24 protein-coding genes are annotated in these 24,933 nt (G+C 46.1%); 13 read left to right on the top strand and 11 right to left on the bottom strand.

The genetic code is table 11. The features are described from left to right. Positions 1-77: 77 nt before the first annotated feature. The 3 genes from cadR to ACMXYO_RS13800 form a co-directional block, all read right to left on the bottom strand. Positions 78-524, bottom strand: a complete 447-nt coding sequence (cadR, locus tag ACMXYO_RS13810; RefSeq protein WP_415885672.1) for a Cd(II)/Pb(II)-responsive transcriptional regulator — start codon at positions 522-524, stop codon at positions 78-80. A 78-nt stretch (positions 525-602) separates the two neighbouring features. After that, entirely contained in the window at positions 603-1,334 is a 732-nt protein-coding gene (locus ACMXYO_RS13805; RefSeq protein WP_415885671.1) for an EAL domain-containing protein, read from the bottom strand. After that, on the bottom strand, positions 1,324-1,812 hold the full coding sequence (locus ACMXYO_RS13800) for a hypothetical protein (protein ID WP_415885670.1): 489 nt from the start codon (positions 1,810-1,812) through the stop codon (positions 1,324-1,326). Before ACMXYO_RS13800 ends, ACMXYO_RS13805 begins: the two co-directional genes overlap by 11 nt. 256 nt (positions 1,813-2,068) lie before the next feature. Between ACMXYO_RS13800 and ACMXYO_RS13795 the strand changes: the two genes are divergently transcribed. From ACMXYO_RS13795 to ACMXYO_RS13775, 5 genes are all read left to right on the top strand, one after another. Beyond that, the gene (locus ACMXYO_RS13795) at positions 2,069-3,739 is read left to right on the top strand and encodes an ATP-binding protein (RefSeq protein ID WP_415885669.1); all 1,671 of its coding nucleotides are present in this window, start codon (positions 2,069-2,071) and stop codon (positions 3,737-3,739) included. 80 nt (positions 3,740-3,819) lie between these two features. Then, positions 3,820-4,608, top strand: a complete 789-nt coding sequence (locus ACMXYO_RS13790) for a substrate-binding periplasmic protein (RefSeq protein ID WP_415885668.1) — start codon at positions 3,820-3,822, stop codon at positions 4,606-4,608. Between the two features lie 147 nt (positions 4,609-4,755). Next, the gene (locus tag ACMXYO_RS13785) at positions 4,756-5,220 is read left to right on the top strand and encodes a DUF302 domain-containing protein (protein WP_415885667.1); all 465 of its coding nucleotides are present in this window, start codon (positions 4,756-4,758) and stop codon (positions 5,218-5,220) included. A 114-nt stretch (positions 5,221-5,334) separates the two neighbouring features. Next, positions 5,335-5,904, top strand: a complete 570-nt coding sequence (locus ACMXYO_RS13780) for a TetR/AcrR family transcriptional regulator (RefSeq protein WP_415882291.1) — start codon at positions 5,335-5,337, stop codon at positions 5,902-5,904. A 104-nt stretch (positions 5,905-6,008) separates the two neighbouring features. Next, positions 6,009-6,950, top strand: coding sequence for a DMT family transporter (locus tag ACMXYO_RS13775; protein WP_415885666.1), 942 nt, complete (start codon positions 6,009-6,011; stop codon positions 6,948-6,950). On the opposite strand, the gene ACMXYO_RS13770 is transcribed toward ACMXYO_RS13775, so the two are convergent. Next, the gene (locus ACMXYO_RS13770; RefSeq protein ID WP_415885665.1) at positions 6,880-7,803 is read right to left on the bottom strand and encodes a LysR family transcriptional regulator; all 924 of its coding nucleotides are present in this window, start codon (positions 7,801-7,803) and stop codon (positions 6,880-6,882) included. The two genes, ACMXYO_RS13775 and ACMXYO_RS13770, sit on opposite strands and share 71 nt — an antisense overlap. 125 nt (positions 7,804-7,928) lie before the next feature. Here ACMXYO_RS13770 and ACMXYO_RS13765 point away from each other — a divergent pair, with 125 nt between their 5' ends. Then, positions 7,929-10,757 carry an FAD-binding and (Fe-S)-binding domain-containing protein gene (locus ACMXYO_RS13765; protein WP_415885664.1) on the top strand — a complete coding sequence of 943 codons (2,829 nt, stop codon included), beginning with the start codon at positions 7,929-7,931 and terminating at the stop codon, positions 10,755-10,757. Between the two features lie 183 nt (positions 10,758-10,940). Here ACMXYO_RS13765 and ACMXYO_RS13760 read toward each other — a convergent pair whose 3' ends face one another. Both ACMXYO_RS13760 and ACMXYO_RS13755 read right to left on the bottom strand, forming a co-directional pair. Continuing rightward, on the bottom strand, positions 10,941-11,228 hold the full coding sequence (locus ACMXYO_RS13760) for a type II toxin-antitoxin system RelE/ParE family toxin (protein WP_415885663.1): 288 nt from the start codon (positions 11,226-11,228) through the stop codon (positions 10,941-10,943). Positions 11,229-11,262: 34 nt separating this feature from the next. Then, positions 11,263-11,505, bottom strand: a complete 243-nt coding sequence (locus ACMXYO_RS13755) for a type II toxin-antitoxin system ParD family antitoxin (protein WP_415885662.1) — start codon at positions 11,503-11,505, stop codon at positions 11,263-11,265. 394 nt (positions 11,506-11,899) lie between these two features. Here ACMXYO_RS13755 and ACMXYO_RS13750 point away from each other — a divergent pair, with 394 nt between their 5' ends. After that, a complete protein-coding gene (locus ACMXYO_RS13750; RefSeq protein WP_415885661.1) occupies positions 11,900-12,439 on the top strand; it encodes a hypothetical protein in 540 nt (179 codons plus the stop codon). A 101-nt stretch (positions 12,440-12,540) separates the two neighbouring features. Here ACMXYO_RS13750 and ACMXYO_RS13745 read toward each other — a convergent pair whose 3' ends face one another. Then, positions 12,541-13,506 carry an IS5 family transposase gene (locus ACMXYO_RS13745; RefSeq protein ID WP_415885660.1) on the bottom strand — a complete coding sequence of 322 codons (966 nt, stop codon included), beginning with the start codon at positions 13,504-13,506 and terminating at the stop codon, positions 12,541-12,543. 188 nt (positions 13,507-13,694) lie between these two features. On the opposite strand from ACMXYO_RS13745, the gene ACMXYO_RS13740 reads away from it, so the two are divergent. Beyond that, a complete protein-coding gene (locus tag ACMXYO_RS13740) occupies positions 13,695-14,429 on the top strand; it encodes a hypothetical protein (protein ID WP_415885659.1) in 735 nt (244 codons plus the stop codon). A 157-nt stretch (positions 14,430-14,586) separates the two neighbouring features. Here ACMXYO_RS13740 and ACMXYO_RS13735 read toward each other — a convergent pair whose 3' ends face one another. After that, positions 14,587-17,445, bottom strand: a complete 2,859-nt coding sequence (locus tag ACMXYO_RS13735; RefSeq protein WP_415885658.1) for a valine--tRNA ligase — start codon at positions 17,443-17,445, stop codon at positions 14,587-14,589. Positions 17,446-17,719: 274 nt separating this feature from the next. On the opposite strand from ACMXYO_RS13735, the gene ACMXYO_RS13730 reads away from it, so the two are divergent. Next, the gene (locus ACMXYO_RS13730) at positions 17,720-17,983 is read left to right on the top strand and encodes a hypothetical protein (RefSeq protein WP_415885657.1); all 264 of its coding nucleotides are present in this window, start codon (positions 17,720-17,722) and stop codon (positions 17,981-17,983) included. Positions 17,984-18,131: 148 nt separating this feature from the next. After that, positions 18,132-19,238: a hypothetical protein gene (locus ACMXYO_RS13725; RefSeq protein ID WP_415885656.1), complete on the top strand. Its 1,107-nt coding sequence runs from the start codon at positions 18,132-18,134 to the stop codon at positions 19,236-19,238. Between the two features lie 359 nt (positions 19,239-19,597). Here ACMXYO_RS13725 and ACMXYO_RS13720 read toward each other — a convergent pair whose 3' ends face one another. Continuing rightward, positions 19,598-20,038 carry a DNA polymerase III subunit chi gene (locus ACMXYO_RS13720; protein ID WP_415885654.1) on the bottom strand — a complete coding sequence of 147 codons (441 nt, stop codon included), beginning with the start codon at positions 20,036-20,038 and terminating at the stop codon, positions 19,598-19,600. Positions 20,039-20,057: 19 nt separating this feature from the next. Continuing rightward, positions 20,058-21,554 carry a leucyl aminopeptidase gene (locus ACMXYO_RS13715; protein ID WP_415882268.1) on the bottom strand — a complete coding sequence of 499 codons (1,497 nt, stop codon included), beginning with the start codon at positions 21,552-21,554 and terminating at the stop codon, positions 20,058-20,060. A 171-nt stretch (positions 21,555-21,725) separates the two neighbouring features. Between ACMXYO_RS13715 and lptF the strand changes: the two genes are divergently transcribed. From lptF to ACMXYO_RS13700, 3 genes are all read left to right on the top strand, one after another. Further along, positions 21,726-22,847: an LPS export ABC transporter permease LptF gene (lptF, locus tag ACMXYO_RS13710; RefSeq protein ID WP_415885653.1), complete on the top strand. Its 1,122-nt coding sequence runs from the start codon at positions 21,726-21,728 to the stop codon at positions 22,845-22,847. Next, positions 22,844-23,932 carry an LPS export ABC transporter permease LptG gene (gene lptG / locus ACMXYO_RS13705; protein WP_415885651.1) on the top strand — a complete coding sequence of 363 codons (1,089 nt, stop codon included), beginning with the start codon at positions 22,844-22,846 and terminating at the stop codon, positions 23,930-23,932. The genes lptF and lptG overlap by 4 nt, the downstream gene beginning before the upstream one ends. A gap of 110 nt (positions 23,933-24,042) precedes the next feature. Next, complete coding sequence (locus ACMXYO_RS13700; RefSeq protein WP_415885650.1) at positions 24,043-24,378, top strand: four helix bundle protein; 336 nt, start codon at positions 24,043-24,045, stop codon at positions 24,376-24,378. Between the two features lie 78 nt (positions 24,379-24,456). Here the strand turns inward: ACMXYO_RS13700 and ACMXYO_RS13695 are convergent, their stop codons facing one another. Next, positions 24,457-24,924 carry an RDD family protein gene (locus tag ACMXYO_RS13695; protein WP_415885649.1) on the bottom strand — a complete coding sequence of 156 codons (468 nt, stop codon included), beginning with the start codon at positions 24,922-24,924 and terminating at the stop codon, positions 24,457-24,459. Positions 24,925-24,933: the final 9 nt, after the last annotated feature.

Here is a 24,933-nt window from a genome sequence, read left to right as displayed (position 1 = left end):
CATTGTTAAAAATAGTTCTAAGGTAATTAAAAAGCCTGTAGTCACTACAGGGTCAAGTGCATTAACGAATGACTCCTTTAATGCCCGTGTAGACCGTTAATATGAGTATCTGATTCTGCATCAGTATGGGGTTTATCGGAAGAGAGGCCTTCAAGGATCCCACAGTGCTCTATATCACTCTCAGTATTACAACGTTGTCGTAAATTGCGTAGATCTTGTTCTAAAGATTGCAGGGCTTGGATACGCTTAACAACGTGCTCAATATGGCTATCTACCAGTTCATTAATATCATGGCAGCTTTCACTGGGGTGATCCTTCAGCTCTAACAGGGTGCGAATTTCATTGAGACTCATATCTAAACTACGGCAGTTGCGGATAAATAGAATACGGTTTAGATGTTGTTCGTTGTAAATTCGGTAATTGCCTTCGGAACGATAGGGAGCTGGAATCAAGCCCTCTTTCTCCCAGTAACGAATGGTTTCTACCTGGCATTCTGTGCGTTTTGCTAATTGGCCTATTTTCATAAAGATATCCTCAAACCCTAAAGTAATTATAGGCTTGATCAGGTTGGGTGGTGAAATTAATTATCTACTCGTTAGGTATTACGTTTGCTGGCAGACCGAGTGGCGATGCTCTGTGGGGGTGGAATAAAGATAACCTTGAATCAGGTCGACACCTGCCCAGCGCACAAAGTCAGATTGAAGCTGGGTTTCAACACCCTCAGCTACGATAATGCAGCCTTTAGATGAGCACAGCTTAATGATTTGATGATAAAAACTAGCAGCCCAGAGATCTGCCGGTACATCATTGAGCAGTTTTAGGTCGAGCTTGATAATGTCGAAGGGCGCTTGAAGCAGTCGCTGTAAATTGGAATAGCCCGCGCCAAAATCATCCATGGCGATACTAAACTCGTGCTGCTTTAAAAAAGACACACGACGGGACACGATCTCATCACTAATATCGTGCTCGCAAATTTCCAACACTAAACGTTGTTTCTGTTTATCATCTAGATCTAAAAGAACGTCCTGCCAGAGTTTTTGAAAGAGTTGGTCACTGGCGATCAGAGGCCCGGCAAGATTGATCCAAATGCTGGATTCATCTTCAAACTGAGCATCAAGCGTGTCTTTTATTTGCTGGCTGGTCATTCTCAATAGCAGTTCGGTATTTCGATACAGATAAGGAATCAGTTCTCGCATGGGGATTTTGGCCCCAGAATCTAAGAAGAACCCTCTGCAAAGAACTTCTCTTCCGTAGCCATTATCTAACCCCGCAGTAAAAAGTTCCTGTGAATACCAAACAAGGTGAGCTTCGCGGCCACTATAGTTAAACAGCATAAGTCGCCTCATCAGTATCTAAGCAAGAATAGATAGAGTCTTCATCTTTTAAACGTTGGCTAATCTCCTGAAGGAAACTCTGGATGTTCAGGTTATTTTCCATATTGATCAGGCGGTTACCTTTGGTTAGCTTTAGATGATGAATGTAGTCACTGGTGTTATGGCATGTCTGTTGGAGTTTCTTGTAGCTCTGTGTCAAAGCAAGTTTTTGCTGTGCGCTTAGCTCGCTACCTTGCAGTGCTGGTACCAGAAAACAGGTCTCTAGATCTAGATGAATAACAACGCCTTTGATCAACCTTTTTAGTGCTTTATCTAGTTGAAGTAAGTGGCAAAAATCGCGTGCGAGTAATCGTTGAATATTGGCGATCTCTTCTTCAAGTTGCTTGTGCTGTGTTAATAACACAGCACTCCACTGAGTATTGTTTTGCCCTTTGAGTAAGGCATTAGCGATGGATTGATTGGCACTAGCTAGGCGCATATTGATGTTCTCCTGCCAGAATTTTCCCGTTTGTAACCTGTACTGATTAAGTAGATGAATAACGATATTGGGCTACAAGAACATAAGATGTAAAAAAAATACATCTTATTTTGTTTTTTAAATCTATGTCAAATCTATTTTGATGTTTCGGCATTGTGGTGCTTCTAAGATCGATATAGTTCATGGAGGAATTTGGTGAATACACGGTTCCTTAACTATTCTGAATTGAGTCACCCCATTTGTATTAGCTGTGGTTATGTCTGATAAAACGCCATCCATAGAAGCATTACAGAAGCGTATCCAAGAGTTAGAAGATGAGAACGAGCTTCTATCCGACTTTGCCGGCTTATCTTCCGACTGGTTTTGGGAGCAGGATGAATCGTTCAGATTTGTACGCTTTTGGGGGATGTTGACCGAGAAACTCCAACGTAAACAGAGCCTTTTTATCGGCAAGCGACGTTGGGAGATGCCTATTCAGGGTCTAACTGATCAAGAGATACAAGCCCACATCGAGCGATACGAACAGCATTTGCCTTTCCGCGATTTTGAATATGAAGTGCCGGGGAATGATAGTGTTGTTCAGCATTATTCGGTTAGTGGTAAGCCAGCTTATGATCGTGAAGGTAACTTTACCGGTTATCGCGGTGTAGGGCGTAACTTAACGCTTCTACATAATGCTCAGCAGGCGGTGAAAGCTAGCCAACAACAACTATCGCAAATACTGCAAGGAAGCCCAATTGCAACCTTTGTTATCGATAAAGAGCACAAGGTGACCCATTGGAATAAAGCTTGTGAGGCGCTGACTGGTGTGCCTGCGAGTGAAGCAATTGGACGTGATGATAGTTGGCGTGGCTTCTATGCTGAATCAAGGCCGACTATGGCCGATCTTGTTGTGGATAATGCACCCGCTGAAAAGATACAGGGGTACTACGGATATAACTTTGCTGTATCGAGTTTGATAAACGGCGCCTGTGAAGCTGAGGACCTTTTCCCCAACATCGGCCCTTCTGGGCATTGGCTCCACTTTAATGCCTCGCCGCTGCTAGATACTGACGGAAATACAGTAGGTGCCATCGAAACGCTTCAGGACATAACAGATCGTGTAAAAGCTGAGCAAGCTGAAAAAGATCATCACCTCAAATTAAAACGGGCTCACGAGGAGTTGCAATCAACACTGCAGCAGCTAGTTGAAGCTAAAAAGCTCGCTGGACTTGGGCGTTTAGTTTCTGGTGTGGCGCATGAACTGAACTCTCCTTTAGGGAATATCCTCTTAGGATTAACGACAGCACAAAATAATTTGGAAGAGTTACAACACTCTTTTGATAACAGCAGCCTGAGTCAGTCTCAACTCCGTACATATTTGGAAACAGAAGCGGAATCGATTGCTTTGATGGATCACAATCTCAATCGAAGCATTAATCTGATTAATCGCTTTAAAGAGCTATCAAGTGATACCCAAACGCAGATTACTCGACGTTTATCTCTTGATACTATTACTGCGTGCGTTTTTGGAGCTTACCAACATCGATGCAATCAGAGGCAAATAGAATTGGTCAACAACGTTTCGCAGGACCTTGTGATTTGTAGTAACGAAGAGGCGCTTGAACAAATATTGGTTAGCCTTTTAGAAAACAGTTTAAATCATGCACAGTTAGGTGAGGGTAGCCGAATTGAACTTGCTGTTACCAAAGGGAAATCAGGTGTTGAAATTGATTTTTCTGATAATGGTCAAGGTATGGATGAGAAGGTTAAAGAGCACGCCTTTGATCCATTTTTCTCATCTAAAATGGGACATGGTACGTCAGGCCTTGGCCTCTATAGAGTCTATAACCTGGTCTCAGTTGTCTTAGGTGGCAGCATCAGTTTGCACAATAATGAGCCAGGTTTGCTCGTTAAACTAACCTTGCCTGATCTTTCCTGTGAGTGAAAAACTCCGCGGGCATAAGCAGTCTAGGAAAGCGTCTATACTTAAATTCGTTACTCACCCAATAAGAATAAATTGAGCTTATGCGTAACTGTAACTCCATCATTGTGAACATAAATTTCGCGCAGATTAAAGTCGCTTTATTGCGCTTAATGCTGATCTGGATTGTTTCGTTCTCTAGCTATCAAGCCCTGGCTCAGCCCGACTTAAAAGTTATTACTGAGGATTGGGCTCCATATAATTATGAAGAAAATGGTGAGCTGAAAGGGTTCTCAATAGAGATTGTCCAGGCAATTATGGATGAGCTGGGCGAAGAGTATCCCATTTCGATCTATCCCGGCGCCAGAGGTGATCGGATGTTGGACACCTTGCCTAATGTGATGTACTTCTCTTTGTTTCGAACACCGGAAAGGGAAGCAAAGTTCAAATGGATTGGCCCTATATCCCAAGAATCGATCTACTTTTACAAGCGTAAAGATAACACCAAAACTTACCGTACGATTGATGATGTTAAGAAGGCAAATAACATCACTGTTCCTTATAAGGGGCTGGTCGCAAATAAGGTAGATGAGTTAGGTATTACCAATGTAATAAAGCTTTCTGCCAGAGATCGCCAATTTAGTTTGTTGTTTTCAAATCGAGCAGAACTAACTGTTAGTATCAGTCCTCTAGGTGTTGCTTATTATTTAAAGCAGTTAGATAAAGCAGCTGATTCACTGGTTCCAACGCAGGTTAAATTACTGGAGTTTCCTCTCTATATCGCTTGCTCAAAAGAGATTCCTGATAGTGTGATCCAAAGGTGGCAGGCGGCTTTAGACAAAGTGAAAGCATCAGAAAAATACGAACAAATTTACAGTAAATACCTAATGTAAAAGTTAACACTCTCTTCTGAATGGTTTGTCTCCCCTCTATGCCCGTCTCTATCTTAAATAGCTAAACCTGATATATCGCTTAAATTGAATTAATCATCATTTTGCTTGTCCGAGCTAAGCAATTAGAGATTATGAATAGGGAGATGAATGATGGGAAAAATCACAGGTACGGTAGCGGGTACAGTTGCTCTTGGCGTTGCTATTAGCACTTCAGTTCAAGCTGGAGATGGCATGGTCAATGTGAAAAGCCAGCACAGCGTGGTTCAAACGGCCGATAAATTAGAAACGGTTTTAAACGCTAAAGGCATGACGGTATTTGCCCGAATTGATCACAGCGCTGGCGCCGAAAAAATTGGTAAGGAACTACGAGATACTCAGTTGGTGCTTTTCGGAAATCCAAAAGTGGGTACGCCATTGATGCACTGTGCACAAAGCGTCGCGATCGACCTGCCGCAAAAAGCACTGATCTGGGAAGATGCTGAAGGCACTGTTTGGTTAAGTTATAACGATCCAGCTCACTTAGCTAAGCGCCATAATATTCAAGGGTGCGATGAAGTACTAAACAAAGTTTCAGGTGCTTTAGGTAAGTTTGCGAAGGCGGCAACGGAGTAAAAATCAGTTGTTAGATCGCTTTGCTTGCTAGTCGCTAGATGAAAAGAGTTACCTTGCATAAACTTTTTGTACCTACTAGTATGTTTGTTACTTGAATATTGAGCACACTAAGTTATGGCTGCTACGCGCGAGTTATTGATTGATACCATGAAGCAACTGCTTTGGGAGCGGGGCTATGATGCTACTAGTCCTAATCAGGTGTTAGAGCGTAGTGGTGTGGGTAAAGGTAGTTTCTACCACCATTTTAAAGGCAAGAAGGATCTGGCGATTGCTGCGATGGAATCCCGAACAGATGACCTGATAGCCGAGTTTGATCAGATCATTGCGCAAACGGATGGGGATTGGTTAGCTCAAGTCAGTGCTTATTTAAGATTGCCACGACATGCGTTGAAGGGCTGCCGTATGGGGCGGATCGTTCAAGACCCTTCGGTCGAAGATGAACAGCTGTTAGCACCTTTGGAGCGTTATTTCTCCACAATGCATAAACGCTTCACAGCTATTTATACCGAGGCGCAAGCATCTGGTGCATTGGTAAAGATCCATAAACCAGAAGCTTTAGCAAAGTTAACCTTGAGTGTCTTACAGGGCGGTTTTGTTGTAGGGCGAGCGGTGCAGCAAGATGATACGGTGGGTGATGTCTGCGAGAGTTTCTTAGATATGTTAGCAGCACTGAAAACGAACTAGAAATCGTTGAGAAACAGCCTGTTTAATTACAGGCTTTTTTTGAAATATAAATTGTACCTACTGGTATGTACAGGATTTTTTAGAGGTATAGTTAAGGAGGTAATATGAAAATTTATCTGAATCAGAACATCTTACTGATGCTGCTATTTATAGCAGTGTATGGCTCTGGATTCGTTGGGGCGAAGCTTGGCTTAGGTTATAGCGAACCGTTTACCTTTTTAGCTGTACGTTTTGCGATTGCGGGTGGCTTGCTTGCACTGGGAGCGGTATTACTCAGTGCACCTTGGCCGAAAAATCCTGGGTGGATTTTAGTAACCGGAATCTTAATGCAGGGGCTGTTCTCGGTAGGCGTATTTTACGCACTTTACTTGGGAATGAAGCCTGCCGTATGTGCTTTGATTATTGCGTTGCAGCCATTGTTAGTCACAGTGTTGGCAGGACCATACCTGAAAGAGCAGGTCACGGGCTGGCGCTGGCTTGGTTTGCTGATAGGTATCAGTGGTGTAGCGGTCGTTGTAGCTGATGGGCTAGCTGTTGAAGGGATTAGCTGGACGACCCTAGTCTGGGCTCTAGTTGGGTTATTGGGGTTATCGCTAGGGCAGTTAATTCAGAAAAAGCACTGTGCTGATATGCACTTGATCAGCGGTGGGGCATTGCAGGTATTAGGTACGGTCCCCGTGATGCTGTTGTTAGCGTTTCAATTTGAAACGATGCAGATGCAGTGGCATTTAGATCTTGTGTTGGCCATCTTCTGGATGGCAGTAGGCGTATCTTTAGGGGCGGTGAGCTTGCTCTATATCTTGATTAATCGAAACAGTGCATCACAAGTTGCCAGCGTATTTTATGGTATACCAGTCGCTGCTGCGCTAATCGCTTGGCCTCTATTTGAACAAGTACCAACCCCGGCAGACTGGGGCGGATTTGCAGTGGTAGTAATCGGTATATTAGTCGCCAATATCAGGTCGAAAGAGGCGATTACTCATGAAAACGTTGCGAATGAAACGCGCAGCAATGCTCCTCATAAGCTTCCGCTAGAAGCTCAATAAAGGCACTGATCTTGCGGGGTACATAGCGAATATTGGGGTAGATCGCGTAAATGCCGACATCGCGGTAAACCCATTCCTGTAATACTGGGACAAGTTCGCCGCGGGCAACCTCGTCACGTACAAGGAAGACTGGCATAAACGCAATCCCAGTACCGGCAATTGCGGATTCTCTTAAGGTAACAAGAGAGCTTGCCTGAAAACGGCCATTTACTTTAATGCGATCGGGCTGGCCTTTTACTGTGATTGGCCAGTCATGAGGGCCGGTTTCTTGATACTTAAACTGCAGGCAGTTGTGCTCGTCCAGATCGGCTATCTTTTTAGGTGTGCCGTGCTCTTGTAAATACTCTGGTGAAGCATAAGCGTACCAACGGGATTGCACCAAAAGACGGGCTCGCAGGGTCGAATCGGATAAAGTACCGGTACGAATTGCGAGGTCAAAACCGTTTGAGATTAGATCTTGAAAGCTATCCTTAATCACCATCTCTACTTTCATCTCTGGATAGCGTTTTAGATACTCATCGACGACGGCAGGAAGGAAGAACTGACCCGAGATCATCGGTGCAGCAATACGTAAAAGGCCTTGAGGCTGCTCAGCATGTTGAGACACTGCTTGCTCGGCTAGCGCTACACCACTCTCTAGTTGCTGACAGTGATGATAGAACTCTTCACCCGCTTCTGTAAGGTTCAGCTTTCGCGTAGTGCGGATCAGCAATTGCACGCCTAAATGTTTCTCTAGCCGCGAAATATGTTTGCTCACTACAGAGCTTGCAACGCCCCTTTGTTCCGCTACAGCGCGGAAAGACTTGAGTTTCACCACTTGGGCGAACAGCAGCATATCATCCAGATTATTCATATCGGTTTTATTATTTAATATTTGGAATCAATTAAATTCGATTGTGCACACTAATTTAATTATAGCGTTTGAGCTAACCTATCTCAAAATCATAATAACTAAAGCTCAACTGACAGGATCGCATCATGCAGGAACAGGATAAATACCAAGAATTTATTGCTGAAGCCGCTAAGTTTATTCCGGAAAAGCGGATTATTACTGATTACCTTCGTACCCTTGCTTATGGTACGGATGCAAGCTTCTACCGCTTGCTACCTAAGGTGATTGTGCAAGTGGCGGAAGAGTCCGAAGTGATCTGTCTGATGGCTTTAGCGACAAAACTGAATTTGCCGATTACGTTCCGTGCTTCTGGCACCAGCCTGTCAGGTCAGTCCATTACCAATTCGATCATGCTTTCCTTAACACCGGATTGGAAAGATTATGAGATTCTTGAGTCAGGTAAAAAGATCCGCATGCAGTGTGGTGTGCTGGGAGGCGATGCCAACCGTTATTTAGCACCTCTAGAACGCCAACTTGCGCCAATGCCAGCGTCGATCGATGCGGCTACTGTGGGTGGTATCGCTATTAACAATGCGGCGGGCATGAACTCTATGGACACATACGGTGTTATGGATTCAGCTCGCTTTGTTCTGTTAGACGGCACTGTACTGGATACAGGCTCAGAAGAGAGTCGTGAAGCGTTCCGCGTGAGTCATGCAGGCATGATTGCCGACGTAGAAGCGCTATCGAAAAAGCTGTGCAGTAACACCGCGTTAAGCAAACGTATCTTGCGTAAATACGAAGTTAAAAACACCACCGGTTATGGTTTACGTTCTTTAATCGAGTGGGATGATCCGATCGATATGATTGCGCGCTTGATGATTGGATCAGAAGGCACGCTAGGCTTTATATCCGAGATTACACACAACACGATTCGTAAATACCCGCTAAAAGCCTCTGCATTTTTGGTCTTCCCTGATATCCGTACAGCAAGTATTGCGGTTACGCGTTTTAAGCTAAATAAAACGCCAGTATCTGCGGCAGAGATGATCGACTACTTTGCGCTTAAAGCGGTACAACATATGGATGGAGTACCAAGTTATATCCAAGGTGTTCCCGAAGGTGCGACAGCGATCTTGGTGCAAGCCGAAGCCGATGAGCAAGAGGTTCTAGAAAGCCATATCGCGACGATTCTTGCTGAGATTAATGATCTAGAATTGGTTGTGCCTGCCAGCTTTACCGATAAGCCATCGGAATATCAGGCGTACTGGAATGTGCGTAAAGGGATCTTCCCTGCGGTGGGTGCTACTCGTCCGAAAGGTACGACTGCCCTGATCGAAGACGTCGCTTTCCCAATCGAAACGCTAGCAGATGCGCTGGTGGATCTTCAGCAGTTGATGCAGAAGTTTGGTTACGATGACGGTGTTATTTATGGCCACGCTTTAGATGGCAACCTGCACTTTATCTTCTCTCAAGGCTTTAGCAGTAAAGAAGAGGTTGATCGTTACGAACGCTTTATCGATGAAGTCTGCGATGTCGTTGTTAACAAATACGATGGCTCTCTAAAAGCGGAACACGGCACAGGTCGTAACATGGCTCCTTTCGTCCAGAAAGAGTGGGGTGATGAAGCCTACAGCGCCATGTTGGAGATCAAGCGTATCTTCGATCCACAAGGCATCTTAAACCCGGATGTCATGATTACCCAGAATCCAAAGCTGCATATTAGTAACCTGAAGCCGATGAAGGCTGTTAGCGATATTGTCGATCAGTGTATCGAATGTGGTTTCTGTGAGCGTATGTGCCCATCGAAAAATCTAACCCTCAGCCCGCGCCAGCGTATTATCGGCAAGCGCGAACTGGCGTTGTTAGAAGGTGAAAACCAGCAAGCTTTCGCTGATGAATATGACTATATGGCAGTAGATACCTGTGCGGGCTGTGGCTTGTGCTCAACGGTTTGCCCTGTAGGCATCAATACCGGTGATTTGGTTCGACAGCTTCGCCATGAGCGTCACGCCAGCCGTGAAGGTATGTCCGAATGGATCGCCAATAACTTTGGTACGGTTGCCAAAGCGGCAAAAACCGCCTTTGGTGTAGCTGATATGAGTCACGGCTTGCTGGGTAGTAAAGCCATGGGTGCGGTAACGCGTACCGCGCGCAAACTATCTGGCAATAAGATTGGTTACTGGAGTCCAGAGATGCCGACACCGGCACCTAAACTGGAGACTGAAAAGCGCCAACCAGCTCAGCCAACCAATACCTCAGGTAACAAACTGAAGGTGGTTTACCTACCAAGCTGTGCTAGCCGTACTATGGGCCCAGCACGCGGCGCAGAAGAACAAACTTCGCTTGTGGATAAAACAGAAGAGCTACTACGCAAAGCAGGCTTTGAGGTTATCTATCCACAGAACCTTAAAGAGCAATGCTGCGGTATGCCCTTTAAGAGTAAAGGCATGTTTAATCAGGCCGAAGCTAAAGCCGCTGAAACAGCCGATATGCTGCTAGAAGCGAGTAATGGCGGAGAGATTCCTGTCTACTGTGACACTAGCCCATGTACGATGCAGCTAAAAGAGAATCAAGATTCTCGTATCAAGTTGTATGAACCAGTCGATTTTATTCACACCTTTATGATGGATAAGCTGGACTTCCAGCCTGTGGATGACAAAGTCGCGCTACACATTACCTGCTCCGCACGTCGCTTAGGTCTCGATCAAAAAATCGTTGAAGTGATGAACGCCTGCAGCACCAATGTCGTGGTTCCTGATCAGATTACCTGCTGTGGTTTTGCCGGTGATAAAGGCTTCACTACACCAGAACTGAATGAATCAGCACTACACACCCTAGCGGATCAAGTTGAAGGTTGCAGCAGCGGCTATTCGACCAGCCGTACCTGCGAAATCGGCCTAAGCCACCATTCAGGCATCGACTACCAGTCCATTGTCTACTTAGTTGATCAGTGTACTGAAAGGAAGGGGTAGGGGCAGAACGCTTCGCTTTTAGGACGCCGCTTCGCGGCTAGAGGACGGCTGCGCCTAGAGGACGCCACCGCGTGGCTATAGAAAAAGCCAGTTCAAGTTATCACAGGGATGTTTTTAGCTGAAACCTGACGCCCTCAGGTTTCAGCTTTTTTATTAAGTGGCCAGTGATCAGAATTATCTAGTTCAAAATAGCTGCGTGTACTCGATAGAGGCATGAATTACTCGTAATAATAGGATTCCATCGGGAATCGGCTTATAAATGAGTAAGTAGTTCTTAGTTGGAAAAATTCTTATTTCAGGCCCTAATTCTAGATGCAGAGTTCCAATTTGTGGGGCGTGGGCAAGCTTTAATGCTTGGCTATTAAGATAATCTAGAAAACGGTCTGCATTGAGAGGGCTATCTTCTGCAATATATTGCCAGATGTGAATAAAATCACTTTCCGCTTCCAGCGAAGTGAGTAACTGAGGCATAAGCAATCCTTGCTTCTGGGTTTGGCGGGAGGCGTTAAACTCTAGCGCGTTGTTTTAGTGCTTCCATATCTAAAGGTTTAGCACCGTGCTTTTCAACAGAATCCAAACCTTTTTGAATTTCTGCTCTAAGGGTTTCCAGTTTTAACTGCTCTTCGGCATCTCGTTGTTCCAGTAAACGCAAAGCTTCCCGCACAACCTCGCTAGAGGAGTTATAACTGCCACTTTCCACCTTTGATTTCACAAACGCTTCCAGCTTTGGAGTGAGTGATACATTCATTGTTGATTGCCTGCTTTTTGATCAGATATAACGAAGTTTAGCAAAGATTGTTATAGGGTGTTAGGGTGGTTAAAAACGGTTAAGAGCTGCTTGGGTCGGCTAGCTTAGTTAGGTACCCACTGGGTTAAGCTGTAACTAGCTGAAGTTATCTGCATTTATCAGCCCTTTACTGCTTCCTACTGATTCTTATCAATTTGTGTAGTTGTATAAACGCTAATGTATAGGCATTCTTGTTTGAAATAAGGCCAAGTAGGCCGTGGATTATCTTCGTCAAAAGGAAAGGCGATGGAAGGGAAGATCAGTAGCGAGTGGCTAGACGCTTCGCTTGCTAGAAGCAAGAACAAGATAAAAGCCTCAACCGTTCGGTATTGGGGGTCTAACACAGGTTGTAGTTATGAATAACTGGGCTACACCGTTAGGCACATTCTTTGGTGAAGATAGCTGGCAATTTCTTGCTGTAGCTTTAATTTTCGGATTACTGGCTGTAGTTAAAGGTATTGCTGATTTTGCTTGGAGTCAAAAAGATAGAAGAATCACTCATCTGAAGAATGCACTTGAAATTGATCAGCTTTCTGAAGACGTTAAATTTGTTTTAACGGAAGATATTAACCGATCACTTTTTATGAAAGTGACTGGAATTCCAACGGACCAATACACCCGACAAGTTTATGTTGACCTCCTCAAGAAAAGCGAAGGCGATTTAACTATCAATCAACTTCGGCGTGGGAGTCAGTTTCTTTCATTTGAAGATAAAAAAATTACCGTAAGCAATAGTTCAGACCGGAAGTTTGGCTACTTTTTTGAGAAGTGGTATCCATGGGTACTCATTTTATCTGCACTTGCTCAAGTTATAGTAATGATCTTCAGTTATAACCCGAATCTAATCGGGATCCAGTGTGGGTTAGGGAACATGCGATTAAGTCCCACTTTTTAGCTAACTCTCCCAAGAAAGCTGTATTTGCGGCGTAATCGCACGATTGCTGGCCATTTCTTACTGTCTGCATGCCGATTTCTCAGCATGTAGGCGGATTTATCCTACGCCCGCAGAATCTGATCCACGCGAGCAATGTTTGCCAGAGCAAACAGCATAGCTAGCTTACTGTCGTTCTTCATCAGCCCACGATAACGAGCCTTGGTAAAACCAAACTGGCACTTAATGATCCGGAACGGATGCTCAACTTTCGCGCGGATACTGGCTTTCAGATACTCGGTTTTCAATGGGAGCTTATTGATACGTGGATGTTTCTTCAGCTCTTTGACCTTGCTGGGTATTTCAGCAACATGCCAGTCCGCTTTTACATCTTCGAGCTCTTTACGGTTCTCAGCGCCACGATAACCACTGTCGGCGAAGATAAACTCTTCTTTGCCATGAAGAAGGTGTTCGGCTTGGTTGAGGTCATGCTCATTAGCGGCGGTAGTTGTGAAACTATGCGTCAGACCGGTTCTGGCATCAACGCCGATATGGGCTTTCATTCCAAAGTGCCATTGATTGCCTTTCTTGGTTTGGTGCATTTCAGGGTCACGTTCACCAGCTTTGTTCTTGGTAGAACTTGGTGCTTCGATGATCGTTGCGTCCAGCAGCGTTCCTTCTTTTACCAACACACCGGCATCGCTTAACCAGGCGCTAACCTCTTGGAATATTTTTCGAGCCAAACCATGCCGCTCCAGCAGGTGACGGAAGTTCATGATCGTGGTGTGATCAGGTATCGCGCCATCCAGCGAGAGACCAGCAAACAAACGCATGGAGGCGATTTCATAAAGCGCATCCTCCATGGCTGGATCGCTCATGCTATACCACTGCTGCATGCAGTGGATGCGCAGCATGGTTGATAACGGATAAGGCCTACGACCGTTACCGGCCTTTGGGTAGTGAGGGGCAATCACTGATTCCAACCGCTGCCAAGGAATCAGTTTCTCCATACGGCCAAGAAACTTCTCTTTGCGAGTTTGGCGACGCTTGTTGTTGAATTCGCTGTCAGCGAAGGAAAGTTGGTGATCCATGGATAGCCCTCAGCACATCAGAGCATGGATTGTCTCATGCTGAGGGACTTAATCGCATGTTCCCTAGCGGCGAAGCCGCGTCCTAAGCGCGAAGCGTTCTGGAAGCGAAGCGCTCTGATCCAAAGCGAGCCCCCCATTTCATTGCTAGACTACATACAGCTTTTTGTAGATCTAGTGGTGCAGCTCTAATGAAGATCAGAACCCTCTTTCTATCTATGTTCTTGCTACTGAATGTAAATAACCCTGCGTGGGCGGATAATCATTCAGGAGTGACGCTCATCTCTACGGAGTTGATGTCCGGTCTTTTGGAGAAAAGAGAGGGCATGATAGAGGGGATCTATCCGGATTTCTTTGCTCAAGCCGCGAGCAAAGCTGGAGTAACAATAGATTACCGCATCGTGCCGTGGTCCCGCGCTGTGTTAGAAACGGAAAAATCCAAGAAATATCTTCTTTTCCCATTTACCCGTACGTCCGAGCGAGAAGAGCGCTTTAGTTGGTTGGCGAAACTATGGGAAGTGCCGATCTGCTTTATCTCTTCGACTCGTCCTATGAATTCCTTTGAGGAGGCTAAGCTTGCCGAAGGGATTATGGTTTGGCGTGGGTCTTCTCATCAGCAGAAATTAGTGGAGCTAGGTTTTGCGAATTTAATTCCTTTTGATGATCCGCGTTTGGTTAAACGTGTGCTTTCCAGAAGGGATAATGTCGCCTGGTATACCCCCTGCAATGAAGGGCTGTCACTTTTGGGTATGTTCAATGCTGAACAGCCAATTATTATCGGTAAGGTGGTGGATCATGAAGAGGTTTGGTTGGCAGGAGGTAAACACTACCTTTCTACCGATGAAAGACAGCGCTTCTTAGATGCGGTGGGTGAGTTGGCACCTGAAGGTACACTAAGACGAAGAATTCTGATTGAAGGGAGATAAGAACAGTTTCTCTTAGTTTCGCTTTCTTATTCTTGCGGCTGAAAACCTTGGATTCCAGCCTTCGCTGGAATGACGAAATAAAAAAGCCCAGACCTAAGCCTGAGCTTTCTGTTTAAGCTTTTTCTAGCAACTAGCAACTAGCAACTAGCAACTGTTCTTAAAGCGCTTCGATCTTACCGTATTGCTCTTTTAGCTTATCGAATGCTGCTTGAGAGCCTGCAAGTTTCTCACGCTCTTTCGCGATAACTGCTTCTGGTGCATTGGATACGAATTTCTCGTTACCTAGCTTACCTTCAACACGGCTGATCTCTTTCTGTAGCTTGTCTAGTTCTTTCTGTAGACGAGCAAGTTCAGCATCTTTGTTGATTAGGCCGGCCATTGGTACCAATACTTCCATATCGCCTACTAGCTGAGTAGCTGCCATTGGCGCTTCGTCACCGGCATTTAGCCAGGTGATGCTGCTTAGGGACGCTAGTTTAGATAGGAAGGTACGGTTAGCTTCTAGACGTTGCTTGTCTAGATCACCACCGTTCTGGAACAGTACGTCTAGCTCTTTAGCAGGGGAGATGCCCATTTCACCACGGATGTTACGTACACCAGTGATAACGCCTTGTAGCCATTCGATCTCAGCTTCTGCATCGTTATCGATCTTGTCAGTGCTTGGTACAGGGTAAGCCTGAGTCATGATGGTGTCGCCTTCAACACCGGCTAGACCTTTAACTTGCTGCCAGATCTCTTCTGTGATGTACGGCATGATTGGGTGAGACAGACGTAGGATAGATTCCAGTACACGAACTAGGGTACGGCGTGTGCCGCGCTTCGCTGCTTCGGATGCATCTTCGTCCCACAATACTGGCTTAGATAGCTCTAGGTACCATGCACAGTAGTCGTTCCAGATGAAGTCGTATAGTGACTTAGAAGCCATGTCGAAACGGTACTCGTCGAAGTGTTTAACCACTTCAGCTTCTACTGCTTGTAGGCGGCTAGCGATCCAGCGATCAGCTAGAGATAGCTCAACGTCAGCATTAGCATCCTGACCGCAATCTTCACCTTCAGTGTTCATTAGCACGTAACGTGCTGCGTTCCAGATCTTGTTACAGAAGTTACGGTAACCTTCTAGACGCTTCATATCCCAGTTGATGTCACGGCCAGTCGAAGCCAGTGCAGCAAGGGTGAAGCGAAGTGCGTCAGTACCGTGTGCCTGAATGCCTTCTGGGAACTCTTTCTTAGTACGTTTGCCGATCTTCTCAGCTAGTTGTGGCTGCATCATGTTGCCGCAACGCTTTTCTAGCAGCGTATCTAGCTCGATGCCGTCGATCATGTCCAGTGGGTCTAGTACGTTACCTTTAGACTTGGACATCTTGTCGCCGTTTTCGTCACGGATTAGGCCGGTCACGTAAACAGTTTTGAATGGTACTTGTGGGTTGCCGTCTTCATCTTTCATGAAGTGCATGGTCATCATGATCATGCGTGCCACCCAGAAGAAGATGATGTCGAAACCGGTAACTAGCACATCAGTCGGGTGGAACGTTTGTAGGCGCTGAGTATTTTCAGGCCAGCCTAGTGTGCCGAATGTCCATAGTGCCGAGCTGAACCATGTATCTAGAACGTCATCGTCCTGACGTAGTTCAACTTCTGGATCTAGACCGTATTTTTCGCGAGCTGCTTCTTTGTCGTTCGCTACGTATACGTTGCCTTCGTTATCGTAGAAGGCTGGAATACGGTGGCCCCACCAAAGCTGACGAGAGATACACCAGTCTTGAATGTCGCGCATCCAAGCGTTGTACATGTTCTCGTACTGCTGTGGTACAAATTTGATATCGCCTTTTTCTACTGCTTCAACCGCTGGTTTTGCTAGTGTCTTAGCATCAGCAAACCACTGGTCAGTTAGCATTGGCTCGATAACTACGCCACCACGGTCGCCGTAAGGAACCGTCATGTCGTTTTCTTCGATCTTAACTAGCAGGCCAGCTGCTTCGAAATCTGCAACGATTTCACGACGCGCTGCAAAGCGCTCCATACCACGGTATTTTTCCGGGATGTTAGTGTCGATATCGTTGTTTGGCGTACCGTCAGTGTTAAAGCCTTCACCTTCTTCGCGAATATCAGCGTTGTAGGTTAGGACGTTGATCATTGGTAGATTGCAACGCTTGCCCACTTCGTTATCGTTGAAGTCGTGTGCAGGGGTGATTTTTACGCAACCTGTGCCTTTTTCCATGTCAGCGTGTTCGTCGCCAACAATTGGAATACGACGGCCAACAAGCGGAAGAACGATCTCTTTGCCGATCAGATCTTTGTAGCGTTCATCTTCAGGGTTAACCGCAACACCGGTATCACCTAGCATGGTTTCCGGACGAGTCGTACCTACAACAATGTGGTCTTCGCCAGCGGCAGTTTTAACGCCATCAGCCAGTGGGTAACGTAGGTACCACATCTTGCCTTTGACTTCTTTGTTCTCAACTTCTAGATCAGAGATCGCAGTGTGAAGTTTAGGATCCCAGTTTACTAGGCGCTTACCGCGGTAAACCAAGCCTTCGTCATACAGGCGGATAAATACTTCTTGAACTGCATGGTAGAAACCAGAGTCCATTGTGAAGCGCTCGTTCGCCCAATCTACAGAGTTACCTAGGCGACGCATCTGGCGAGTAATCGTACCGCCGGACTCTTCTTTCCATTCCCAGATTTTTTCGATGAAGGCATCACGACCTAGATCGTGACGGGACTTTTGCTCTTCAGCCGCAAGCTTACGCTCAACAACCATCTGAGTAGCGATACCTGCGTGGTCTGTACCTACCTGCCACAGCGTGTTTTTACCCTGCATGCGCTTATAACGAGTTAGAGCATCCATGATGGTGTGCTGGAAAGCGTGACCCATGTGCAGGCTACCGGTGACGTTCGGTGGCGGAATCATGATGCAGTAAGAGTCACCTTCGCCTTGAGGTGCGAAGTAGTTGTTGTCTTCCCAGGTTTTGTACCAGGATTTCTCGATTTCGTGCGGCTGGTAAGTCGTATCCATTGCGCTCTGAGTCTTCTGAAAATCTGTCGAATTAGGCTGCCCGAGAGTTGCCGTGGGCAGCACGCATAAAGTCCAACATTATACAGGATATTAGTGAGCAGTAGCTAGGGCGAGGAAGACGATAGGGCGCGGCTTTGCTAATAGCTTAAGAAAGAAGGACGGCTGCGCCTAGATGACGCCATTTCATGGCTAGAGGACGTGGCTACGCCACTAGAGGACGCTGCTACGCAGCTAGAGGAACAGAAGGACGGCTGCGCCTAGAGGACGCCATTTCATGGCTAGAGGACGTGGCTACGCCACTAGAGGGCGCTGCTACGCAGCTAGAGAAAAAGAAGGACGACTTACGCCTAGAGGACGCCATTTCATGGCTAGAGGACGTGGCTACGCCACTAGAGGGCGCTACTACGCAGCTAGAGGGAAAGAAGGACGGCTGCGCCTAGAGGACGCCATTTCATGGCTAGAGGATGTGGCTACGCCACTAGAGGACACCGCTACGCAGTTAGAGAAAAAAACGCAAAAAAAACGAGCTGTATGTTAAAAGTGCATTGAGGGTTATGTTTTTCTCTAGGCGAAGCCGTCCTCTAGCGCTAGCGTCCTAAGCGCGAAGCGTTCTCTAGCAGCTTTGCTGCGTCCTGTATTGATACTTCTATACTTATAAGTATCAAAGTTAGTGCGGAGGTACGAACATGAAACAATGTTATGCCACACGCGGTTTTTTACCTTGTCAGGATCCGGCGACTGAATTGGTTCTGGGGGAGCCTTATGCGGTACTGGATACGGTAGGTAATTCGTTACCGAGTTTGTTATTAGAAAAGGATGCTCGAAACTATCTGCGTCGAGTGTTTGTTCCCGATTGGCCCTATATCAATATCCCTGATGACCTTTGGCCGCAAGCGTGCCTTTACTATGTCAGGTTGGGTTTTATCGCGTCGGGTTATATCAATCAAATAGGACAACCTAATTGTCACTCTTTGCCTGCTAACCTTGCTCGCCCTTTATGCAAAATTGCTAAGCTGATGCAGCGACCACCCATCTTGAGTTACGACGGTTACGCGCTGTTTAATTGGCGACGGTTTGATATTCGTAAGCCAGTTCAACTGGGTAATATCGATACGATTCAGAACTTTGTTCATCTCTACGATGAGCATTGGTTTATCTTGGTCCATATCGAAATAGAGGCTTTGGCAGCGGATATTTTGGATGCGGTTTTAAGTTTACAAGGTGAGGTTCAGCCTAGAGATGTGGATGCTGCTTTAGATAAGATCGCCATGGCGATGACCTCGATTATTCAGGTATTACAACGAATTCCTGAGCGTATGTCGGATGAACTGTATTTCTCTAAATTCCGCCCTTATATCGGCCAGTTCCAAGAGGTGGTGTATGAAGGTGTGAATATAGATCCGATCAGCTATCGAGGTGAAACCGGCGCACAAAGCTCAATCATGCCGTTACTCACAGAGTTTATGAAAATCCCTCACCAAGATAATCGCTTAACCCGACATTTGTACGATATGCGTCAGTACATGCCTGTCGATCATCGGGTTATGTTGGAGCAAGTACGCGCCATGCCTGATGTTAAAACCGTGGCAAACTCCGATAAGTTTGATGCAGTGTTAGAACTGATGGCCTGCTTCCGCGAAGTGCATTATCACTGGGCGATTAAATACATCGCACGCCGCTGTAATGATCAACAAGGCACAGGTGGTACGCCGTATATGCGCTGGCTTAAGTTCCTGATTGAAGAAACGCGTGGGCATAAAAAGTCTGGCGGGAAAGGGACGGTTGTGGCTTGAAGGGCAGGACGCAGCAAAGCTGCTAGAGGACGGCTTCGCCTATAGGAAAAGAAGGACGCTTACGCTAGAGAGCGGCTTCGCCTTTTAGGACGCCATTTCATGGCTAGAGGACGTGGCTTCGCCACTAGAGGAAAAGAAGGGCGCTGCTACGCAGCTAGAGAAAAAGATTAAAAAAATTATAAGTATTGTGAAGATTCGAAATGATTCGAGGGTATGGTCATTGAGGATCGTATTACTTAGAAATATTAAAAACTAATCCCTTAATTCCTATAGAGGTTTTTTCTCTAGCAACGAAGTTGCGTCCTCTAGCAGCTTTGCTGCGTCCTACAAGCGAAGCGACCTTTAGGCGAAGCCGTCCTCTACCCCTTCGGCTTAGGGCGCATATCATGCATATCAATCTGGATGTCATTAGATTGATAAAGCTTGTAGTTCTTACGAGTTGAGGTAAGGACGTCTTCTGTTTGTACGACGACTTCTAAGATTCGGTCGAATCCGAGTGCGTCTTCAGGAATATCTAAATTCAGATTAACGAACACGTCTTTATGTTCTGGGCGTTGTTGATCCCAGCCGATTTGTACGCCGGCTTGGAGATCTTCGCCTACCAGTTGATGAGGGATAAACGCTTCGGGGCGGTATTCCCAGAGAAGCTGATCAATATGTTTGGCTTTACTTTCGTTTGCGGTTTGGATGTAAAGTTGGTGCCCTAGCGCACGGATCTTTTCGACTAAACGGCAAAGGAAGCGACCACGGGCATCCGGGTCGCTAGAAGGTAGTACATAGAAATCAGCTTTACTGGTCATCGGTTACTAAGCCTGAGGCTTATTCCTCGTCTGCTGACTGGTTTAGCAGGTACTGAGTTAGTAGTGGTACACAGCGGCCTGTAGCGCCTTTGTTTTTACCACCGCTATGCCAAGCAACACCAGCGATATCCAAGTGAGCCCAACGGTACTCTTTAGTGAAGCGAGATAGGAAGCACGCTGCAGTGATTGTGCCGCCTGGGCGACCACCGATATTTGCGATATCGGCAAAGTTAGAATCTAGTTGCTCTTGGAACTCATCCCATAGCGGTAGCTGCCAAGCTTTATCTGCTGCTTGGTTACCTGCTTGCATAAGTTCCTGTGCTAGATCGTCGTTGTTAGATAGTACGCCAGTAGCGTGGTGACCTAGTGCGATGATGCACGCACCAGTTAGTGTTGCGATATCTACAACCGATGCTGGCTCAAATTTGCCTGCGTAAGTAAGCGCGTCGCAAAGAACCAAACGGCCTTCAGCGTCAGTGTTTAGGATCTCAACAGTTTGACCAGACATTGTCGTTACGATGTCGCCAGGCTTAGTTGCATGGCCACTTGGCATGTTTTCAGCTGCAGCAACGATACCAACAACGTTGATCGGTAGCTCCATCTCACATAGCGCAGTCATTGCACCGAATACGCTTGCCGCACCACACATGTCATATTTCATCTCGTCCATGCCAGCGCCTGGCTTCAAAGAGATGCCACCTGTATCGAAGGTAATGCCTTTACCTACAAGTACGTGTGGCTTATCGCCTTCTTCGCCGCCTTTGTATTCCATAACAATCAGTTTGGAAGGCTGCTCAGAACCATTGCCTACAGAAAGTAGGCAATGCATGCCCAGTTCAGCCATCTCGTCTTCATCAACGATGGTTGCTGTTAGGCTTTCAAATTCGTCGTCTAGTTCTAGTGCTTGCTCAGCTAGGTAAGTCGGCGTACAGATGTTGCCTGGTAGGTTGCCTAGGTCGCGAGCAATGCTCATGCCGTTGACGATCGCTGTACCGTCTAAAAGGGCTGTTTCTGCCACTTCTGCATCACCATCGTTAACAACTAGAGCAATCTGTTCCAGTTTTAGAGGGTCCGCTTTTTTGCTCTTAGTTTCGTCATAAACGTAAAGCTCAGCGCCTGCCCATTCAACAACATGACGTAGTTGACGGTATTGATCAGCGTCGTCGCTTAGCTTGCAATCTAGCGCAAATGTTACGCTGCTTACGCCAGTGCCTTTAACGATGCCCATAACCGCGGTTACGGCTTTACGTAGATTACGGTTGTTACGATCTTCTTCTTTACCGAAACCAACCAGCAATACGCGCTTAGCTGTTACGCCCGGTACTTTGTGCAGTAAAAGTGTTTGTGCTGTTTTGCCGCTGATATCACCTTGGTTGATGATTTCGCTGATGTATCCAGAGCTGGCGCTGTCGACTGCTTTCGCTGCAGGGGATAGGTTGCCATCAGCTTCAACTGCGATGACTAGACATTCTGTTTCTAGTGACTGAATCTCACCATTTACAATTTCAAAATCCATGTTAGCTCCAAACTCACGGCCAGCAGCCGTCTAAACAAGACATTAGGTGCGGATTAAAGGATAATGCCGATACTTAAAACTCAGTACCTAGGCTTTGACAGATAATTTCCGCTGTAAAGGCCCATAATATAAACCATTTTTGTGTCGGTAACAGTTTCGTAGGGACATAGAGTGATCGTTTTTCGTTATTTATCTCGAGAAGTGCTACTCAGCATGTTGGCGGTGAGTTCGGTTTTACTCGTCATCATCATGAGTGGACGTTTTGTTAGATACCTTTCCAAGGCCGCAGCTGGTGAATTAGATCCGAGTGTGTTGTTTGCCATTATGGGGTATCGCTTACCGGGATTCCTTGAACTGATTCTGCCCTTAGGTTTATTTCTTGGCTTCTTGCTGGGTTATGGTCGTCTTTATCTTGAGAGTGAGATGACAGTTATAGAAGCTTGCGGGATGAGTCAGAAACGATTAGTGGCTTATTCCATGGGGCCTGCTCTGCTTGTGGCTGTTGTTGTCGGCGTTCTATCTGTTTTTGTTTCTCCTTACGGCGCTTCTGAAACAAATAAAATCTTTGATGAACAAGAAAGTCGCAGTGAACTAGAAAGCCTTGTTCCAGGGCGTTTCCAAAAAAATCAAAACAGTGCTCGAGTTACCTATACCGATTCTGTGAGTAAGGATGGTGAGCTCGGTTTGGTCTTTATGGCAGACCGAAATAAGAGCACTAATCGCCTACAAATTACCTTAGCTGAATCCGGCAATATGCTAACGGATACCGAGCGGGATCAGCGATTCTTAGTACTAGAGGATGGTTTCCGTTACGAAGGTGTACCGGGTAAGGCTGATTATACTGAGCTTGGGTTTAAACGTTACGGCTCTGAAGTGGAGCGTAAAAACCAAGAGATTCGTTACGACAAAGTAGAAGCTTTGCCAACATCAGTGTTGTGGGGTTCGGATGAGCCTAAGCATCGTGCGCAGTTAAATTGGCGCTTATCTCTACCTGTTTTGGCTATTGTGGTTACCTTATTGGCGGTGCCTTTGAGTCGGGTTAATCCACGCCAGGGGCGTTTTGCACGTCTAGTTCCGTCGATCATTATCTATCTTCTATACCTCACCATTCTGAGCAATATGACCAGTAAAGTGAGTGACGATGAGGCTGCGCCGATTGCGATCTGGATGGTGCATCTTGTTTTTGCTTTGTTTGCGCTAAATATGATTGCTTTTGGCCGTTTCTGGAGTCGGATCTTTAACCAAATTCCTATGCCGACTTTACGTATGCCATGGAGTAAGAAAACATCATGAAGCTATTAGATCTGTATATCGCACGTCATGTCTTAGGTGGCTTCTTGGTGGTTCTGCTGGTGGTTGCAGGGCTAGATATGTTGTTTGCTCTAGTTGAAGAACTTAAAGATGTTGAAGGCAGCTATACCTTTGCTGCTGCGGTAGAGTACTCTCTGCTAACTTTGCCGCGCCGTATTTATGAGTTTATTCCTCTCTCAAGCTTGATCGGCTGCTTGTTAGGTTTGGGTATCCTTGCATCGAGTTCTGAACTTACGGTTATGCGTGCAGCAGGTATCTCGACTTTAGGGATTATCCTGTCAGTAATGAAGCCAGTGTTGCTGATTATTGTATTTGCATTGGGCCTTGGTGAATTTGTTGTTCCCCATACAGAGCAGCAGGCGCAGAGTCATCGCCAAGTGGCGCAAACGGGTAGCCGAGCGATTAATGATGCCAGTCGTGTATGGCACCGAGATGAGCGAACATTCCTGCATATAAATGCCGTTATTCCAGATGGTTCTGTTCGCGGCGTAAGTCGTTACGAGTTCAATGAAGATCTGACTCTTGCCCGCTCTAGCTATGCTAAAGTAGGGCGTTATGAAGAGGGTAAGTGGGTACTTACAAATATTCGTGAAACCCGTTTCCCATCGGCAGAAGATCGAGCGACACCAGCGACCTCTACTGTGACTACGGCCACCTTAGAATCCGAAGTATGGGAAAGTGGCTTAACGCCTGAACTGTTAAAAGTCGTAATGGTTCAGCCTACTAACCTATCGATGAGTGGTTTGCTTTCTTACAGTGAATACCTCAAAGAGCAGGGCCTAGCATCCTCTCAATATCGCGTCGCTTTCTGGAGTAAGCTGCTCCTGCCACTCGCTGTTTTTGCTTTAGTGTTGGTTGCTGTTTCGTTTATCTTCGGCCCACTTCGAAGCGTAACCCTAGGACAGCGCTTGATCACCGGTATCATCGTCGGCCTCGCATTTAAACTCACTCAAGACATCCTCGGTCCTACGAGTGCCGTATTTGGGTTCGCACCGTTTGTTGCGGTGATCATCCCGATTCTTATTTGTGCAGGCTTTGGTTTCTGGTTGCTTAATAGGGCTAAGTAGGACGCTGGCGCTAGAGGACGCCACTGCGTGGCTAGAGGACGGCTACGCCTAGAGGACGCTGCTTTGCAGCTAGAGAAAAGGCTTAAAACATAAACAACATGGAGGTTGTTGTGAGTTACGAGAATCTTGATGTATGGAAACGTTCCTGCCGATTAAGTATAGAGCTTTACCTAGTTCTTGCCAGTTGTAAGGACTATGGTTTCAAAGACCAAATTACGCGCAGTGGTCTGTCTATTCCCAGTAATATTGCCGAAGGGTATGAACGGAGTTCCGTTAAAGAAAAAAGGCAATTCCTATACTATGCAAAAGGCTCTTCAGCAGAACTGCGAACGCAAATACTAATTGGGCAAAAAGTAGGTTTTATACCGAAGCAGAAAGCCCTAAGTTGGGCTGAAGAAATATTAGAGATTAGAAAAATACTCAATACTCTAATCAAGCAGTGTTGAAATCTTTTTCTCTAGGCGTAGCCGTCCTCTAGTGTTAGCGTCCTTCTTTTACTCTAGCCACGAAGTGGCGTCCTGCCTTTATTCTAAAATCTTCGCATTCTTCGGTAGTTCTACCACATGTGTACCTGACGCTAGGTCGTGCCATGTCATCTTCTGTTTGTTGATAAACATCCAAAGGAAACCTAAGCCAAATGCGGATAAGGAGATGATGCCTACAATGTAACGTATTAGGGATTGAGTGAAGTTAAGGCGGTAGCCTTCAGAGGTTTGTACACGTAAACGCCAAGCAAGCATGCCGAGGGTTTGACCGTTGCGCATCCAGAAGAAGGATAGGAATAGGTAAACAATGATAAATAGAGCGGACTGATACACGGCAAAGTAAGGGCTGGTATCTAGGGCTTCGCCGCCGTTAATGGTCATAAGTACACCGGTAGAGACCATTAATAGGGCTGCGACTAACATCAAGTCGTAAACAAAAGCGCCTAAGCGTTTGAGTGGGCTGGCGATTTTGATATCGGCATAAGTTTCTTTAAATGCTCGGCTCATTTTATTAAT

It is taken from the genome of Neptuniibacter sp. QD37_6, from assembly GCF_047778085.1.
Classification (GTDB): Bacteria; Pseudomonadota; Gammaproteobacteria; order Pseudomonadales; family Balneatricaceae; genus Neptuniibacter.
This window is presented reverse-complemented; position numbering and strand designations above follow the sequence as displayed.

Excerpts from the sequence above, each read along its gene's own strand:
- cadR (WP_415885672.1), bottom strand. The coding sequence starts at position 524 with ATGAAAATAGGCCAATTAGCAAAACGCACAGAATGCCAGGTAGAAACC.
- ACMXYO_RS13805 (WP_415885671.1), bottom strand. The coding sequence starts at position 1,334 with ATGCTGTTTAACTATAGTGGCCGCGAAGCTCACCTTGTTTGGTATTCA.
- ACMXYO_RS13800 (WP_415885670.1), bottom strand. The coding sequence starts at position 1,812 with ATGCGCCTAGCTAGTGCCAATCAATCCATCGCTAATGCCTTACTCAAA.
- ACMXYO_RS13795 (WP_415885669.1), top strand. The coding sequence starts at position 2,069 with ATGTCTGATAAAACGCCATCCATAGAAGCATTACAGAAGCGTATCCAA.
- ACMXYO_RS13790 (WP_415885668.1), top strand. The coding sequence starts at position 3,820 with ATGCGTAACTGTAACTCCATCATTGTGAACATAAATTTCGCGCAGATT.
- ACMXYO_RS13785 (WP_415885667.1), top strand. The coding sequence starts at position 4,756 with ATGATGGGAAAAATCACAGGTACGGTAGCGGGTACAGTTGCTCTTGGC.
- ACMXYO_RS13780 (WP_415882291.1), top strand. The coding sequence starts at position 5,335 with ATGGCTGCTACGCGCGAGTTATTGATTGATACCATGAAGCAACTGCTT.
- ACMXYO_RS13775 (WP_415885666.1), top strand. The coding sequence starts at position 6,009 with ATGAAAATTTATCTGAATCAGAACATCTTACTGATGCTGCTATTTATA.
- ACMXYO_RS13770 (WP_415885665.1), bottom strand. The coding sequence starts at position 7,803 with ATGAATAATCTGGATGATATGCTGCTGTTCGCCCAAGTGGTGAAACTC.
- ACMXYO_RS13765 (WP_415885664.1), top strand. The coding sequence starts at position 7,929 with ATGCAGGAACAGGATAAATACCAAGAATTTATTGCTGAAGCCGCTAAG.
- ACMXYO_RS13760 (WP_415885663.1), bottom strand. The coding sequence starts at position 11,228 with ATGCCTCAGTTACTCACTTCGCTGGAAGCGGAAAGTGATTTTATTCAC.
- ACMXYO_RS13755 (WP_415885662.1), bottom strand. The coding sequence starts at position 11,505 with ATGAATGTATCACTCACTCCAAAGCTGGAAGCGTTTGTGAAATCAAAG.
- ACMXYO_RS13750 (WP_415885661.1), top strand. The coding sequence starts at position 11,900 with ATGAATAACTGGGCTACACCGTTAGGCACATTCTTTGGTGAAGATAGC.
- ACMXYO_RS13745 (WP_415885660.1), bottom strand. The coding sequence starts at position 13,506 with ATGGATCACCAACTTTCCTTCGCTGACAGCGAATTCAACAACAAGCGT.
- ACMXYO_RS13740 (WP_415885659.1), top strand. The coding sequence starts at position 13,695 with ATGAAGATCAGAACCCTCTTTCTATCTATGTTCTTGCTACTGAATGTA.
- ACMXYO_RS13735 (WP_415885658.1), bottom strand. The coding sequence starts at position 17,445 with ATGGATACGACTTACCAGCCGCACGAAATCGAGAAATCCTGGTACAAA.
- ACMXYO_RS13730 (WP_415885657.1), top strand. The coding sequence starts at position 17,720 with ATGGCTAGAGGACGTGGCTACGCCACTAGAGGGCGCTGCTACGCAGCT.
- ACMXYO_RS13725 (WP_415885656.1), top strand. The coding sequence starts at position 18,132 with ATGAAACAATGTTATGCCACACGCGGTTTTTTACCTTGTCAGGATCCG.
- ACMXYO_RS13720 (WP_415885654.1), bottom strand. The coding sequence starts at position 20,038 with ATGACCAGTAAAGCTGATTTCTATGTACTACCTTCTAGCGACCCGGAT.
- ACMXYO_RS13715 (WP_415882268.1), bottom strand. The coding sequence starts at position 21,554 with ATGGATTTTGAAATTGTAAATGGTGAGATTCAGTCACTAGAAACAGAA.
- lptG (WP_415885651.1), top strand. The coding sequence starts at position 22,844 with ATGAAGCTATTAGATCTGTATATCGCACGTCATGTCTTAGGTGGCTTC.
- ACMXYO_RS13695 (WP_415885649.1), bottom strand. The coding sequence starts at position 24,924 with ATGAGCCGAGCATTTAAAGAAACTTATGCCGATATCAAAATCGCCAGC.